General features: G+C 63.5%; 12 protein-coding genes. 5 read left to right on the forward strand and 7 right to left on the reverse strand.

Going from position 1 to position 15,387, the window contains the following annotated elements:
- Positions 1 to 410: 410 nt before the first annotated feature.
- Positions 411 to 2,402 carry a long-chain fatty acid--CoA ligase gene (locus X733_RS150680; RefSeq protein WP_023682052.1) on the forward strand — a complete coding sequence of 664 codons (1,992 nt, stop codon included), beginning with the start codon at positions 411 to 413 and terminating at the stop codon, positions 2,400 to 2,402.
- Between the two features lie 28 nt (positions 2,403 to 2,430).
- Positions 2,431 to 3,138 (forward strand): 50S ribosomal protein L11 methyltransferase, encoded by a 708-nt coding sequence (locus X733_RS150675; protein WP_031193312.1) that lies wholly within the window; start codon positions 2,431 to 2,433, stop codon positions 3,136 to 3,138.
- A gap of 84 nt (positions 3,139 to 3,222) precedes the next feature.
- Here X733_RS150675 and X733_RS150670 read toward each other — a convergent pair whose 3' ends face one another.
- The 3 genes from X733_RS150670 to pgi form a co-directional block, all read right to left on the reverse strand.
- Positions 3,223 to 3,444, reverse strand: coding sequence for a hypothetical protein (locus X733_RS150670; protein ID WP_155922478.1), 222 nt, complete (start codon positions 3,442 to 3,444; stop codon positions 3,223 to 3,225).
- A 69-nt stretch (positions 3,445 to 3,513) separates the two neighbouring features.
- Positions 3,514 to 4,245, reverse strand: a complete 732-nt coding sequence (locus X733_RS150665; protein ID WP_023688783.1) for an HAD family hydrolase — start codon at positions 4,243 to 4,245, stop codon at positions 3,514 to 3,516.
- Positions 4,242 to 5,849 (reverse strand): glucose-6-phosphate isomerase, encoded by a 1,608-nt coding sequence (pgi, locus tag X733_RS150660; protein WP_245274432.1) that lies wholly within the window; start codon positions 5,847 to 5,849, stop codon positions 4,242 to 4,244. Before pgi ends, X733_RS150665 begins: the two co-directional genes overlap by 4 nt.
- A 465-nt stretch (positions 5,850 to 6,314) precedes the next feature.
- Between pgi and X733_RS150655 the strand changes: the two genes are divergently transcribed.
- Together X733_RS150655 and X733_RS150650 are read left to right on the forward strand one after the other, a co-directional pair.
- Positions 6,315 to 7,808: a PLP-dependent aminotransferase family protein gene (locus X733_RS150655; protein ID WP_023669484.1), complete on the forward strand. Its 1,494-nt coding sequence runs from the start codon at positions 6,315 to 6,317 to the stop codon at positions 7,806 to 7,808.
- A gap of 207 nt (positions 7,809 to 8,015) precedes the next feature.
- Positions 8,016 to 9,620 (forward strand): trimethylamine methyltransferase family protein, encoded by a 1,605-nt coding sequence (locus tag X733_RS150650; protein WP_023818850.1) that lies wholly within the window; start codon positions 8,016 to 8,018, stop codon positions 9,618 to 9,620.
- A 17-nt stretch (positions 9,621 to 9,637) separates the two neighbouring features.
- Here X733_RS150650 and X733_RS150645 read toward each other — a convergent pair whose 3' ends face one another.
- The 3 genes from X733_RS150645 to X733_RS150635 form a co-directional block, all read right to left on the reverse strand.
- Complete coding sequence (locus X733_RS150645; RefSeq protein WP_031193314.1) at positions 9,638 to 10,036, reverse strand: hypothetical protein; 399 nt, start codon at positions 10,034 to 10,036, stop codon at positions 9,638 to 9,640.
- A 73-nt stretch (positions 10,037 to 10,109) separates the two neighbouring features.
- Complete coding sequence (locus tag X733_RS150640; protein ID WP_023732478.1) at positions 10,110 to 11,591, reverse strand: FAD-dependent oxidoreductase; 1,482 nt, start codon at positions 11,589 to 11,591, stop codon at positions 10,110 to 10,112.
- A gap of 332 nt (positions 11,592 to 11,923) precedes the next feature.
- Positions 11,924 to 13,729 (reverse strand): IlvD/Edd family dehydratase, encoded by a 1,806-nt coding sequence (locus X733_RS150635; protein ID WP_023688786.1) that lies wholly within the window; start codon positions 13,727 to 13,729, stop codon positions 11,924 to 11,926.
- 143 nt (positions 13,730 to 13,872) lie between these two features.
- Between X733_RS150635 and X733_RS150630 the strand changes: the two genes are divergently transcribed.
- Positions 13,873 to 14,349 (forward strand): carbon monoxide dehydrogenase subunit G, encoded by a 477-nt coding sequence (locus X733_RS150630; RefSeq protein ID WP_023732479.1) that lies wholly within the window; start codon positions 13,873 to 13,875, stop codon positions 14,347 to 14,349.
- A gap of 142 nt (positions 14,350 to 14,491) precedes the next feature.
- Here X733_RS150630 and X733_RS150625 read toward each other — a convergent pair.
- Positions 14,492 to 15,387 (reverse strand): Mrp/NBP35 family ATP-binding protein (locus tag X733_RS150625; protein WP_031193316.1); only part of this gene is annotated, 896 nt, incomplete at its 5' end.

Below are 15,387 nucleotides of genomic sequence, written 5' to 3' on the forward strand. Positions count from 1 at the left end.
TTTCCGGCTTTGGAACACCCTGTTTGCCTACCCCACCGTAAGCAGAAAATATTTCTCGGTCTTTGACGAACTGCAGAAACAAATAGCAAAATCTGCTAATCACGGGATTGTTAACGACCGCATTTTTTCATTGATCGCAGCAATCGTAAGCCAAAAATCCACAAGCCTGGGTTTCGCCACCGAGATGACCGGACGGCATTGCCTGAGCTGGCATCGCGGGAAGGATTTCGACGGCAAATCTTTGCCGTCCTGCCGCTGGGGCAAGACTTGCACGGCCGCCGATAGTCGCAATAGATAGATGACACGCTGGATTTTCCGGGAATCCGCGACATCGCTGCAGCGGAGGACGCCTCACCACATCGAGGCGGCGCAGCAGGAGCAGGCAACAGAACGACCGAGGGAGGCTAGAGGTGGCGAAAGCAACAAAGACAACGGCCCCGGCGAAAGCAAAAGCGGCGAAAGCTTCAAAACCGGCCGCCGCTGCCGCCAAGTCGAAAGCGCCACCGGCCAAAGCCACTCCCGCCGTCAAGCCAACGGCAACCTCGACGCCGGCGAAGGCAAGCGCCAACCCGGCAGCGAAACCTGCGGTCAAGCGCGCGGCGAAGACAACACCCGCTGCAAAGCCCGCCCAGCCGCCAGCCGCGAAGACAGCCGCGGCGAAGCCCGCCTCGAAGCCGTCGCCGGGCGCGGCCAAAAAACTGCCGAATACGCTGACGGCGCTTGCCGCGGGCTTGCCGGAAAAGCCATGGCTAAAAAGCTATTCGAAAGTCGTGCCGGCGGAGATCGGCGCCCTGCCCTACAGTTCGATCGGCGACTTCCTCGTCGGCGCCTGCAAGCAGTTTTCCGGCCAGCCGGCATACGTCTGCATGGGCAAGTCGATCTCCTATGCCGAACTCGAGCGGCAATCGGCCGCCTTCGGCGCTTATCTGCAATCGAAGGGCCTGCAGAAAGGCGCACGCGTGGCGCTGATGATGCCGAATGTGCTGCAATATCCGGTGGCGATGATGGCCGTGCTTCGCGCCGGCTATGTCGTGGTGAACATCAATCCGCTCTACACGCCGCGCGAGCTCGAACATCAGCTCAAGGATTCCGGCGCGCAGGCGATCGTCATTCTGGAGAATTTCGCCAGCACCCTGGACGCGGTGATTGCCAGGACGGCGGTCAAGCATGTGGTGGTCGCGGCGATGGGCGACATGCTCGGCGGCCTCAAGGGCACGATCGTCAACCTGGTCGTGCGCCGGGTGAAAAAGATGGTGCCGGCCTGGTCGCTGCCCGGCCATGTCAAGTTCAATGCGGCGGTGAAGGCCGGCGCCGGCATCGCCTTCAAGCCGGCCAAGATGGAAGCCAGCGACGTCGCCTTCCTGCAATATACAGGCGGCACCACGGGGATTTCCAAAGGTGCTGTGCTGCTGCACTCCAATGTGCTGTCCAATGTCGCGCAGAACACGCTGTGGCTGCAGGACGCCTATGCGATCAAGCCGAAACCGGCGCATCTCAATTTCATTTGCGCACTGCCGCTCTACCATATCTTCGCGCTGACGGTGAACGCGCTGATGGGCATGCAGCAGGGCGCCCAGAACGTGCTCGTTCCCAACCCGCGCGACATTCCCGGCTTCGTCAAGGAGCTGCAGAAATACCCGATGCACATTTTCCCCGGCCTCAACACGCTGTTCAACGCGCTGCTCAACAACGAGGATTTCCGCAAGCTCGACTTCAAGCCGCTGATCATGACGCTGGGTGGTGGCATGGCGGTGCAGAAGGGGGTTGCCGAGCGCTGGAAGGCGCTGACCGGCAATTCGATCACCGAGGGCTACGGGCTGTCGGAGACCTCGCCGGTGGCGACCGCCAACAAGTTCAGCGACAGCAATTTCACCGGCACGATCGGCCTGCCGCTGCCGTCGACCGAGATCGTCATCCGCGACGATGACGGCAACAACCTGCCGCTCGGCGAGGTCGGCGAGATCTGCATTCGCGGGCCGCAGGTCATGGCCGGTTACTGGAACCGGCCGGACGAGACCGCCAAGGTGATGACCAAGGACGGGTTTTTCAAATCCGGCGACATGGGCTTCATGGACGAGCGCGGCTACACCAAGATCGTCGACCGCAAGAAGGACATGATCCTGGTCTCCGGCTTCAACGTCTACCCCAACGAACTCGAGGAAGTCGTCGCCCAGCATCCGGGCGTGCTCGAAGTGGCGGCGGTCGGCGTGCCGGACGAGCATTCGGGCGAAGTGCCGAAGCTGTTCATCGTCAAGAAGGATCCGGCGCTGACCGTTGAGGCAATCACTGCGTATTGTCGCGAGAACCTGACCGGCTACAAGCGGCCGAAATACATCGAGTTCAGGACCGAGCTGCCGAAGACGCCGGTGGGCAAGATTTTGCGCCGGGCGCTGCGGGAATAATTTGAACGGCGAGCCTGGCGACGGCGGGATGGCGGACGATAGTCGGCGTCCCGATGCAGTAGTGTTCATCAAGGCGAACCTGCGGCTTGCGCCCGTTCCCGCGCTCCCTGAAATCCAGCTCTATACGGCTCATTCCGGCAGCGGCCTGAGGCGGCTTGTCGAGTGGCGAGCTCATGGACCGGAAGACGGCAGCCAGGCCGAGGAGCACGAAGCTGAGCCGCAGCCGCCCTACTGGGCCTATGCCTGGGCCGGCGGCGCCGTGCTGGCGCGCTATATACTCGACCATCCGCAAATCGTGGCCGGTCACCGCGTGCTCGACCTCGGCGCCGGCTCGGGCCTCGTCGGCATCGCCGCCGCCAAGGCCGGCGCCAGCGCGGTGATCGCCGCCGAGAGCGATCGCAACGGCGTCGCCGCGATCGGCCTCAACGCGTTGGCCAACGGCGTCGAGATCACCATTGTCGACCAGGATATCACCACGGGCCCGCCGCCAGCGGTCGATCTCGTGCTTGCCGGCGACGTGTTCTACGGCCGCGAGGTTGCTCTGCGGGTGATCCCGTTCCTCGACCGCTGCCTGGCAGCCGGCATCGAGGTGCTGGTCGGCGATCCCCGCCGCGCCGATCTGCCGCTGTCGCGGCTACGATTGCTCGCCGAATATCAGGTGCCGGATTTCGGCGACGCAAAGGGTGATGTGACCAAGCCGAGCGGTGTGTTTTGGTTCGAGCCGGAAGATTGCTAGCGCGACGCGGCAAAGCCCAGTCGCTCTGAATGGCCGGATTCTACTCATTGTGGACAAACCTCAAGGGGCAGAAAATAGATTGGATTAGCCGTTGATAGGAGAAGTCGAATGGCGTGGATTAAAGTTGTTCAACGTATCGGCTTCATAGTTTGCCCAAAGTGCGAAAATCGCGGCTTCGAGCTTCAGCCTGGCGAAGACATCGATAACGCAAGCGCCAAGATCAGGTGCGGCAGATGCGGGTACGTTTGCTCTGCTGATGAGTAGCCCACTATGTCCGAAAACAAACCAGAAGCTCCATAGTTTCATGGCTGCTTCCCCCAACTCGGCCATTGGCGGGGAAATCCCGAGCCGAATTGAGTTTGCCCCAGGCCCCCGTCAGACCGTCTCCTTGACCCGCGCCGACAGAAAGTCCGGCAAGTCGGCAACCGAATCCAGAACGACATCGGCGATCGACGCCAGCGATTCCCGCGTGCCGGTGCCGGAGAGCACGCCGACCGCCAGGCCGCAGCCGCCGGCACGCGCCATCTCCAGGTCGTGGCGGTTGTCGCCGACCATGGCGATCTCGGACGCCTTCAACCCGGTCAGGTCGCAAAAGGCGACGATCGTGTCCGGCGCCGGTTTCGGATTGGCGACCGCGTCATAGCCATAGGCGGCGGTGAACAGCTGCGCGACGCCGAGCGTGACCATGGTCTTTTCGGCACCGGCAGTCGAATCATTGGTGGCGACGCCGAGCCGGTAGGATCGCTTGTGCAGAGCCGTCAGCGCCGCGACGATGCCGGGCAAGGCCACCGCCATCGATGAGCCTTGCACCGAGGTGATCTCGTTGAAACGGGCGACGGCCAGCATCTGGTCCTCGTCGGACAGGCGCGGGAACCATAGTTCGACGACATCCATGTTGGTGCCCGAGGCGAAGATGGAATCCGGCTTGAAACGCTTGGCGACAAAATCGAAGCCCGCCGCTGAAAGCAGCCTGTCGGCTTTCCAGCGATCGCCCTCGGCAGCATCCATGGCCATGAAATCGGCGATGCCGAGCCAGGTCGCGTTGAAATCGACAAGCGTGCCGTCCTTGTCGAACAATATGCCCTTGATGTCGGCCGGATTTTTCATTGCGCCCCCCGCAGTTGCTGGATGCGCGCCACCAGCCCGGCCGTCGATGCGTCGCGCTTGGCGGCGCTCTCCTTGCCTTCCACGACTGGCAACAGGCCGGTCGCCAGCTCCTTGCCGAGCTCGACGCCCCATTGGTCGAAGGAATTGATGTTGAACAGAGTGCCTTCGACGAAGACGCGGTGCTCGTAAAGCGCGATCAGCCGGCCGAAGGTGCGCGGGTCGAGCTTGCGGTAGAGGATCGTCACCGAGGGGCGGTTGCCGGAGAAGACGCGGTGCGGGGCTATTCTGTCGACATCGGCCGGCTTCATGCCCTTGGCCAGCATCTGCGCGCGAGCCTCGTCCAGCGTGCGGCCCTTCATCAACGCTTCCGATTGGGCCAGGCAATTGGCAAGCAGTAGATCGTGCTGGTGCTTCAGATCCGGCTCATGGCCGACGGCGGCGGCAAGGAACTCGACCGGGATGGAATCGGTGCCCTGGTGCAGCAGCTGGAAGAAGGCGTGCTGGCCATTGGTGCCGGGCTCGCCCCAGACCAGCGGTCCGGTCGGCGTCGTCACCGGCGTGCCGTCGAGGGTGACGCCCTTGCCGTTCGATTCCATGTCGAGCTGCTGCAGATAGGCCGGCAGCCTGGAAAGGCGCTGGTCATAAGGGATGACCGCACGCGCCGGATAACCGCAGATCACGCGATGCCACCAGCCGACCAGCCCCAGCAGCGCCGGCAGGTTCTTCTGCAGGGGTGCGGTGCGGAAGTGCTCGTCCATCTCATGCGCGCCATCGAGGAAGGCGCGGAAGTTGCGCGGGCCGATGGCGATCATCACCGGCAGGCCGATGGCGCCCCACAGCGAATAGCGGCCGCCGACCCAGTCCCAGAAGCCGAACACGCGATCCGCTTCGATGCCGAACTTGGAAACCAGGTCGAGCGCGGTCGAGACGGCGGCGAAATGCTTGCCGACAGCTTCCTTGCCGAGCGCCTTCTGCACCCATTCGCGCGCCGTCTCGGCATTGGTCATCGTCTCGACCGTGGTGAAGGTCTTCGAGGCGATGATGAACAGGGTGGTTTCGGCCGACAGGCCCTTCAGCGTGTCGTGGATATGGGCGCCGTCGATGTTGGAGACGTAGTGCGCGCGCGGGCCGTCGTGATAGGGCGCCAGCGCCAGCGTCGCCATGGCCGGGCCGAGATCGGAGCCGCCAATGCCGATGTTGACAATGTCGGTGATTTTCTTGCCGGTGGCGCCGGCGGCCTTGCCGGAGCGAATGGCATCGGCGAAAGCGCCCATGGCGTCGAGCACGGACAGCACATCCGCCTTGACGTCCTGGCCGTCGACAGTGACGCCCTTGCCCGAGAGGTTGCGCAGCGCCGTGTGCAGCACGGCGCGGTCCTCGGTGATGTTGATCTTCTTGCCGGAAAACATCGCGGCGCGGCGACCTTCGAGATCGGCGGCGCCAGCGAGCTTCTCGAGCAGTTCCATCGTGCGCTGGTCGACCGCGCATTTCGACCAATCGAGCAAAAGGTCGCCGTCGCTGGCCGAAAATGTCTCGAAGCGCTTGGGGTCCGCGGCAAAAGCCTCGCGCATCGTGCCCGATGCCGCCGCGCGCGCAGCACGCAAGGCGACAAGCTGTTTGTCGAAGGAGGAATGATCCACTGCCGGCTCCTGATCGCTTTTTCACGACATCTTATCAGACCGGATGTTTCCGGCGCGTGTCGTCGCGCTGATCTTATCGAGCCGAATTCCGCATGTTTCAATGCGTGGGGATGACGCAGTGCAAGCATAGTGCGATGTGATGGAGCTGTGACGCTGCGCGTCGCGCTGGATGATGTGATGGGAGTAGCGACGACGCTTCGCATCGCGCTGGGGATAATGAGGCGCGACGACGCTGCGCATCGCGCGGGCGTCCGCGCTGCGGGATGACGCAAGCGTCACCCGGGGATGCGACGACGCTGCGCGTCGCGCATAGATCACTGGCATAAATCCCAGCGATCAGAAAAATTGATTGGCGCAACCCCTTGTGCCACGGTTACCTTCCGCTGGTCCAGCCAAGCAAAAAAGACTGGCCATCGAGGAACACCTTCCATGCCACAGCGTAACGACACGGCCATATGGTCCGGCCTGTTCCGGATTTCGGCGGAATCGGGCCAGACCCTGCAGGCGCAGATCCGTCAGGCGATCGTCGCCGCCATTCTCGACCGGCAGATCGCCGCTTCGATGCCGCTTCCGTCCTGCCGCATCCTGGCTGAAAAACTCGGCGTCGCGCGCGGCACTGTGGTGCTGGCCTTCCAGCAATTGGTCGACCAAGGTTTCCTGGTGGCGCGCGAACGGCGCGGCCATTTCGTCAATCCGGATGTGCTGGCCACCCCCGCCAAGCCGCACCAGAAGGCGCCGGACCAGCAGAACGAGATCGATTGGAAGGCACGCCGGCAAATCGCCGCCAGCGACATGCCGCCGCCGGCCAAGCACGATAACTGGATCAAGTCGTCCTACCCCTTCGTCTACGGCCAGTTCGACCCGGCGCTGTTCCCGACAGCCGAATGGCGTGAGTGCAACCGCATGGCGCTGGCCGTGCTCGAAATCCGCAACTGGGCCTCCGACATGGTCGATCGCGACGATCCGCTCTTGATCGAGCAGATCCAGGCGCGGCTGTTGCCGCGGCGCGGCATCTTCGCCAATCCGGACGAGATCATCGTCACGCTCGGCGCCCAGAACGCGCTCTATATGCTGGCGACACTGCTGATGACAAAGGGCTCCAAGGTCGCGATGGAAGACCCGGGATACCCCGACGCGCGCTCGATCTTCCGCCTGGCAGGCGCCGAGATCCAGCCGGTTCCGGTCGATCAGTCCGGCATCGTCACCTCGTCCATTCCCAACGATTCCGGCTTTGTCTTCGTCACCCCCAGCCACCACTGCCCGACCATGGTGCCGCTGTCTGCGGAGCGGCGGCAGGACCTTCTGGCGCGCGCCAACCGCCACAACCAGATCATCATCGAGGACGGCTATGACAGCCAGCTTCTCGACGAGGCGCCGCAGCAGGCGCTGAAGAGCCTCGATCGCTCGGGTCGCGTCGTCTATGTCGGCTCGATGTCGAAGACGCTGGCTCCGGGCCTGCGGCTTGGCTACATCGTCGCTTCGGCTGGACTAATCTCCGAGCTCAGGGCGCTGCGCCGCTTCATGCTCAGGCACCCGCCGGCCAACAACCAGCGCGCGGTCGCGCTGTTCCTGTCGCTCGGCCATCACGAGGCGCTGGTGCGGCGGCTGTCGTCGGCCTTCGACGAGCGGCGCAAGCGTCTGGTCCATGCGATTTCCGCATTCCTGCCGGAATGGCGCTCGACCGATTCGGCCGGCGGCACATCGCTCTGGCTGGAAGGCCCGCGCGGCACCGATTCACGTGGACTGGCCGAGGCCGCGGCCTCGCGCAGCGTCATCATCGAGCCGGGCGACCGCTTCTTCGATCGCACCGAAAAGCCGTCGCGCTTCATGCGCTTGGGCATTTCCTCGATCGCACTGCAGCACATCGAGCCGGGTATTCGCGAGCTCGCGACCGCGGCCGGACGCAGGCCCGCTGCAGCCTGATTTGCCTGTGCCGGAGCTTTGAACAGCCCCGGCCCTTGGCATGATCACCAACATTCTGCATTAGCTCTCTGGCATACTCGGCTGCGTTGACTGGCCCATAGGCTGGGCCAATGGCAACGGCATAGTCGGCTGACAGAGGGACGAAGCAAGCCGACGGTGGACCAATCATCGCGTCGTGTTTCGCAAACTAAAGGTGGAGTGCCCCCCATGTCAGTGGCTGTTGAGAAGCAGGATGCGGCTCCTAAGGATGCATCAGCCGACCAGCGTTCGCGCCGATCCGGCGGGCGCGAAGCGCGCCGCGCCATGCGGGCCGCACCGCTTGCCGACGATATCCGGCCGGTGCGCGCCGGCCTCGAAGGCGGCAGCTACGGGCCGCTCAACCAGAACGAACAGGAGCGCATCCATGAAGCGGTGCTGACGCTACTGGAGACCGTCGGCTTCGCCAATGCCATTCCCTCCTGCATCGAGGCTCTGACCGGGGTCGGCGCCGTTTACGGCGACGACGGCCGCGTCCGTTTCCCACGTGGGCTTGTGATGGACACGATCAAGAAAGCGGCGAGGAATTTTACGCTGCACGGCCAGGACCCCAGGCATGACATGCTGATCCAGGGCAAGCGCGTGCATTACGGCACGGCGGGTGCGGCCGTGCATCTGGTCGATGTCGAAAAGCGCGAATACCGCGAGTCGCTGGTGCAGGACATTTACGACGCCGCCCGCCTCGTCGAAGGGCTCGACAACATCCATTTCTTCCAGCGGCCCATGGTGCCGCGCGACATTCCCGATCCGCTCGAAATGGACTTCAACACGCTCTACGCCTGCGTGATGGGGACGTCGAAGCATGTCGGCACCTCCTTCACGGTGCGCGAGAACGTGCAGCCGGCGCTGGAAATGCTCTATGCGATCGCCGGCGGCGAGGAGAACTTTCGCGCCCGGCCGTTCGTGTCGAACTCCAACTGCTTCGTCGTGCCGCCGATGAAGTTTGCCGAGGACGCCTGCGGCGTGCTCGAAGCCTGCGTCGAAGGCGGCATCCCGATCCTGCTTCTATCGGCCGGCCAGGCCGGCGCCACCGCTCCCGCGGCGATTGCCGGCGCTGTGGTGCAAGCGGTGGCGGAAGTGCTGGTCGGTCTCATCTATGTCAACGCCATCAAGCCGGGGCATCCGGCGATCTTCGGCACCTGGCCGTTCGTCTCCGACCTCAGGACCGGTGCGATGTCGGGCGGCTCGGCCGAGCAGGCAGTGCTGACTTCGGCCTGTGCGCAGATGGCGCAGTTCTACGATCTGCCGGGCGGTTCGGCCGCCGGCATGACGGATTCGAAACTGCCCGACATCCAGTCCGGCTATGAAAAGGGGATCACCGACGTGATGGCCGGTCTTGCCGGCCTCAATCTGGTCTATGAATCGGCAGGCATGCACGCCTCGCTGCTCGGCTTTTGCCTGGAGAGCCTGATCATAGACAATGACATGTTGGGCCACTGTCTACGCTGCGTGCGCGGCATCGAAGTGACCGATGAAGCACTGTCGATCGACACCATCACCGAAGTCTGCATGAATGGCCCAGGCCACTATCTCGGCAATGAGCAGACGCTGCGGCTGATGCAGACCGAGTATTTTTATCCGGCCGTGGGCGACCGCTTTTCGCCCAAGGAATGGAACGAGAAGGGCCGGCCCGACATCTTGCAGCGGGCGATCATCGAAAAGAAGCGCGTGCTTGCCGAGCGCTTCCCGCGCCATGTGCCGAAGCTGCTCGACGACAAATTGCGCGCCCGCTTCGGCGAGATGATCAAGCTGCCACGCAGCGGCATGGGCGGGTAAGCTTCACCTTACGAAGGTCAGTCCGCACTTAGCCCAAAGCGCTCGACGACTTCGGCGCTGATCAGCTTGCCATGCAGCGCCATCAACACGATCTGGGCATCCAGGCTGTCGCCGGTTTCAAGCGCAGCCTCGATGCGGCGCTCAGCGTCCAGCCGCCGCTCCGGCCCATTGGCCTGCTCGAAGGTTTGTGGGCCTGCGATGCAATAGCCAAACAGCTGCGCCACGGACCGGTAGGCGTCGGGCGGCGGCTCGTCCGGCCAATGATCCTTCATCAAATTGACGATGGTGAGCTTTATCCCCTCGGGAACAAGCGCCGGATGAAGATCGGCGCCGCGCAGCGCGTTGTCCAGTTCCCGCAAATCGCCGGAGCGACCGAACATGCCGAGGAAACCGATTGAAGAGCGCCGTTTAGTCACGTTGATACTTTCCGTCCGATAGCCGACCACTCATACGGAATGTAGGATCGTTTTTCATCGCCCTTGCGGAGTCTCAGGCAAGCCAGGCGTCGAGCCCGAATTCCCGCTGCAACAGGTCTTCCGCACTTTCCAGCGCGCCCTCGATCCAGCCGTGATTGTTGGACCACGCTTCGCCACAGACATGAATGCCCGGAGCGAGCGTATGGCTCGCCAGTTTTATACCGGAGATATCTATGCCACGGTCCCAGACATGCGACGCGCCGCCATAGGCCGGCGCACCCCAATCCTGCGCAAACCCGCCGATGGGTTTCGAGATGGCGCCGTGTTTGCCATGGACTTCGACCATCTGGCCGTGAAAGGCCTCCAGCGCGGAATGTCCCTCGGCCAAAACCGCAAAACCGTGGCGCCGAGCGAGCTCAGGCAGCAGTGAGCGCCAGAATACCATGTGCCTGCCATCGCAATAGGCCATGGCGACGCTCCGGCGAATCGTCGCGTCGCGCGCGTCCACTTTTGTGAACTGCCATATCTGGCGAGCCGGCAGATCGGTCACGCTGTGGCCAGCCGCGATGCCGTTTCGAGCCCACCATGGGCTGGCATAGCAGGCGGCCAGCGTGAGCATCGGCCAGGGTTCCGGTGCCGGCAGATCGCTGGGCTGCTCGATGCCGGACTTTTCCAGCAGGGTCCGCAGGGGGCGGACCGGTAACGCCAGCACGACCTTGCGCGCCTCGACCGTCCCGCCTTGCCCCTCGACAGACAAGACCATCCCTTGCGCCGAGCGGGCGATGGCGGTCACGGTGTGATCGAGATGGACGGCGCCGCCGCTGACAGCGATCCGCCCGGCCATTCGCTCCGCAACCGGCTGGAACCCGCCATCGGGGGAACAATAGGAGCGGCCGCCGCTCAGCTCGCCGAGCGCAAGCCTGAACGTCTCGGCGGCGTTGGGTCCACGCAGGAGCAACGAATAGCCCACCGCGTCCTCGGCAAAAGCCATTTCCTCCGGGGTCAAGACAGTCGCCAGCACATCCCAAGTCGCCCAATCCGCCAGCTTGCGGCCGCGATAAACGAAGCCTGCGGCGCCGTTCCATTCGGCGCTGCCGAAGGCCTCCGAACCCGGCAGGATCAGTGCTGCCGCCTTTCGCAGCAGGCGGGACGGGCCTTTTTCCTGCAGCCGACGCGTCACGTCATAGGCAAACAGGCGGCGCGGCGCAAAGCGCGATATAGCGGCGTAGGGCAGGCTCCTACCGCGCAGATGGAGCCGGTTGGCGCCGGTGACGACGTCCATACCCGACAGCTTTACATCCAGCGTCGCCATGAGTTTTTTGAGCAGCCGATGTTGCGGCATCAGCATCATCGCGCCGAGATCGATGCCGAAGTTCGGCTCTCCGGGAAATGAGACCGTGGAGGCCCGACCGCCGACGCGACCGGCGGATTCGAAAACAGCGATCCTTGCGGGCTTTTCACTTTGGGACAAGCGCCACGCCAGGAAGAGACCGGCCATGCCCGCGCCGACAATAGCAATGTCGACCGGGGCAATGTCGATCGGGCTAGGCGGCAAGGATACGCCCGTGGCGGAAAACCATCATCATGGACGACGCTCTGGACCCCTCTTGATTTCGTGTCAAAAAACCCGAAACTGACGAGGACTGCAATGTCATACTGACAGGTGGGATCAGTTGGCGTGCGAGCAGTGATCTAAAACGGGCAACGGGTCCTATGAAGAAACAGTATCACACACCAGTCATCCGCAAGGCAGGACGACTTTCCGGCATCACAGCCATCGCCGCTTCGTCCGGCCCGCCTCCACCCTGAGGCCGCCATCCAAACAAGCTTACGCCAAGGCTTTCATGCCGGCCCGATCAGGCCGGCATTTTCATATCAAGCGGGTGCTCAGTGGTTGTCCCTCGGCACGCCGCTGGTGTGCGCGACGTCCTGGTATTTCACCGCCGGCTTCAGCACCATGCCCTCCGAGAACTGGTCGACCATGGAGCGCTGGATCTCCTGCCATGGCGTCTGATGCTTGGGATAATGATAGCCGCCATCGACCTGCAGTTCGGCACGGCGGCGCGTGATTTCCTCGTCGGTGACGAGGATGTTGGCAGTGCCTTTCCGTAAATCGATGCGCACACGGTCGCCGGTCTTGAGCAGCGCCAGGCCGCCGCCAATGGCGGCCTCCGGCGAAGCGTTGAGGATAGACGGCGAGCCGGATGTGCCCGACTGGCGGCCATCGCCGATGCAGGCCAGCGCGTGAATGCCCTTCTTGATGAGATAGGCGGGCGGCTGCATGTTGACGACCTCGGCGCCGCCGGGATAGCCGATTGGGCCAGCGCCGCGCATGAACAGGATGGTGTGCTCGTCGATGCCTTGCGCCGGATCGTCGATGCGGGCGTGGTAGTCCTCGGGACCATCGAAGACCATGGCGTTGCCCTCGAAGGCTTCCGGGTCGTTCGGGTTGGAGAGATAGCGTTCGCGGAATTCCGGCGAGATGCCGCTCATCTTCATGATTGCGGAATCGAACAGATTGCCGCTGAGATTGATGAAGCCGGCATTGGCCTTCAGCGGCTCGGCGACGGTGCGGATGACGTCGGTGTTCTCGTTGGCGACATCCTTGCAATTGTCGCCGATCGATTTCCCGTTGACGGTCATCGCTTCGGGATAAGGCAGCAGCTTGGCCTTCATCAGTTCGGCCACCACAGCCGGCACGCCGCCGGCATGATGATAGTCCTCGCCGAGATATTCGCCCGATGGCTGCAGATTGACGATGAGCGGCACATGGAGGCCGACCGTCTGCCAGTCGTCATTGGTGAGCGGCACGCCGAGATGGCGGGCAATCGCGTTGAGGTGGATCGGCGCGTTGGTCGAGCCGCCAATCGCCGAATTGACGACAATGGCGTTCTCGAACGCCTTGCGCGTCATGATGTCGGATGGCTTCAGATCCTCATGCACCATCTCGACGATGCGCTTGCCCGTCTCATAGGAGATCTGGCCGCGCTCGCGGTAGGGTGCCGGAATGGCAGCCGAGCCCGGCAATTGCATGCCGAGCGCCTCGGCCAGCGAGTTCATCGTGGTGGCGGTGCCCATGGTGTTGCAATAGCCGGTCGACGGCGCCGATGAGGCGACGATGTCCATGAACTCGTCATAGTCGATCTCGCCGGCCGAGAGGCGCTGGCGCGATTCCCAGACGATGGTGCCCGATCCCGTGCGCTTGCCCTTGTGCCAGCCATTGAGCATCGGTCCGACCGAAAGTGCTATGGCCGGAATATTGACGGTGGCCGCCGCCATCAGCAGCGCCGGCGTGGTTTTGTCGCAGCCGATGGTCAGCACGACGCCGTCGAGCGGATAACCGTAAAGCACTTCGACCAGGCCGAGATAGGCAAGGTTGCGGTCGAGTGCCGCGGTCGGGCGCTTGCCGGTCTCCTGGATCGGATGGCACGGGAATTCGAAGGGGATGCCGCCCATCGAGACGATGCCTTCGCGCACGCGCTTGGCGAGCTCGATATGGTGGCGGTTGCATGGCGACAGATCCGAGCCGGTCTGGGCGATGCCGATCAGCGGCTTGCCCGACATCAGCTCGGCCCGCGTCAGGCCATAGTTCAGGTAGCGCTCGAGGTAGAGCGCGGTCATGCCTGGATTGTCGGGATTGTCGAACCACTCCTGCGAGCGAAATTTCTTCTTTCCGGTGGGGGCGCCTGCCATCATGGTCTCCGTATTTGTAAGACAAATCGATATGGCAACGCGCGGAAGCAGGCAAGAGGGCGCACCGTCGCAACCGGACTTTGGTGCGATAGACACAGACCAGACCGTGCGTTAGGCCTTCGAAGTCTGTCCGGGAGGTGTCGATGGCTTTGGTGATCGAAGGCGAGGAACGCATTGCCGCCCCCCTGCAGAAAGTGTGGGACGCGCTGAACGATCCGAAGGTTTTGCAGGCGACCATTCCCGGCTGCCAGCACCTGGAGATGAAATCGCCGACCGAAATGGCGGCGACGGTGGTCCTGAAGATCGGACCGATCAAGGCGACATTCAACGGCGAGGTGACGCTGAAGAACCTGAAGCCGCCGCACTCCTACACCATCCAGGGCGAGGGCAAGGGCGGTATTGCCGGCTTCGCCAAGGGTGGCGCCGACGTGACGCTGACGGCGGACGGGCCGGATGGGACAGTCCTCAAATACGCGGCCAAAGCCGAAGTCGGCGGCAAGATCGCCCAACTCGGCAGCCGGCTCATCGAATCGACTTCGAAGAAGCTGGCCGGGCAGTTCTTTTCAAGCTTTGGCGAGAAGGTGGGTTCCCCTCCCCCTTTAGGGGAGGGTGCCTCGTGAAGCGAGGCGGGTGGGGTCGCCTCAACTGCCTCAACGTGAGTTGAGCTGCCTCGACTTGTAAAGAAATAGCGTCGAGCGTGTCACCGCGGACCCCACCCGGCCCTTCGGGCGACCCTCCCCTCAAGGGGGAGGGATATCCGAGCTACTCGAACACGATGTTCGGCACCGCCGCTTCGGCCGCGCCGCGTTCTTCGTTGACCCGGTCCCAGACCTTCGAAGCAATATCGCGGTAAATCTTCGCCTCGGGGCTGTCGGGCTTCGACGCCACCACGGGCGAGCCTTCATCAGAACTTTCGCGAATTCCCATTTCCAGCGGCACTTCGCCGAGGAAGGTCACGCCGAGTCGCTCGGCCTCGCGCCGCGCCCCGCCATGGCCAAAGATGTCGTAGCGCTTGCCGGTATCGGGGGCTATGAAATAGCTCATGTTCTCGACGATGCCGAGCAGCGGCACGTCGACCTTCTTGAACATATTCAATCCTTTGCGGGCGTCGATCAGCGCCAGGTCCTGCGGCGTCGAGACGATGACGGCGCCGGCCAGCGGCACCTGCTGGGCCATGGTCAGCTGGGCGTCGCCGGTGCCGGGCGGCATGTCGACGACGAGCACGTCGAGGCGGCCCCATTCGACCTCGCGCAGCATCTGCGTCAGCGCCGACATCACCATCGGACCGCGCCAGATCATCGGCGTCTCCTCGTCGACGAGGAAGCCCATCGACATCACCTTAAGGCCGTAATTCTCCATCGGTTTCAGGATCTTGCCGTCGACGGTCTGCGGCCGGCCATGGATGTTGAGCAGCCTGGGCATGGACGGCCCATAAATATCGGCATCGAGCACGCCGACACGCAAACCGTTGGCGGCGAGGCCAAGCGCGATGTTGACAGCGGTGGTCGACTTGCCGACGCCGCCCTTGCCGGACGCCACCGCGATGATCGCCTCGATGCCGGGCACGCCGCGCTTGCCCGAGCTTTGCGAGGCCGGGGCGTGCGGGGCTGGAGAGTGTGGAGCTGGGCGCGGCGCGGCTGGCGCAGCCGGCGGTGCGG

Origin of the sequence: Mesorhizobium sp. L2C066B000 (genome assembly GCF_000502335.1) — a bacterium.
Taxonomy (GTDB): Bacteria; Pseudomonadota; Alphaproteobacteria; order Rhizobiales; family Rhizobiaceae; genus Mesorhizobium.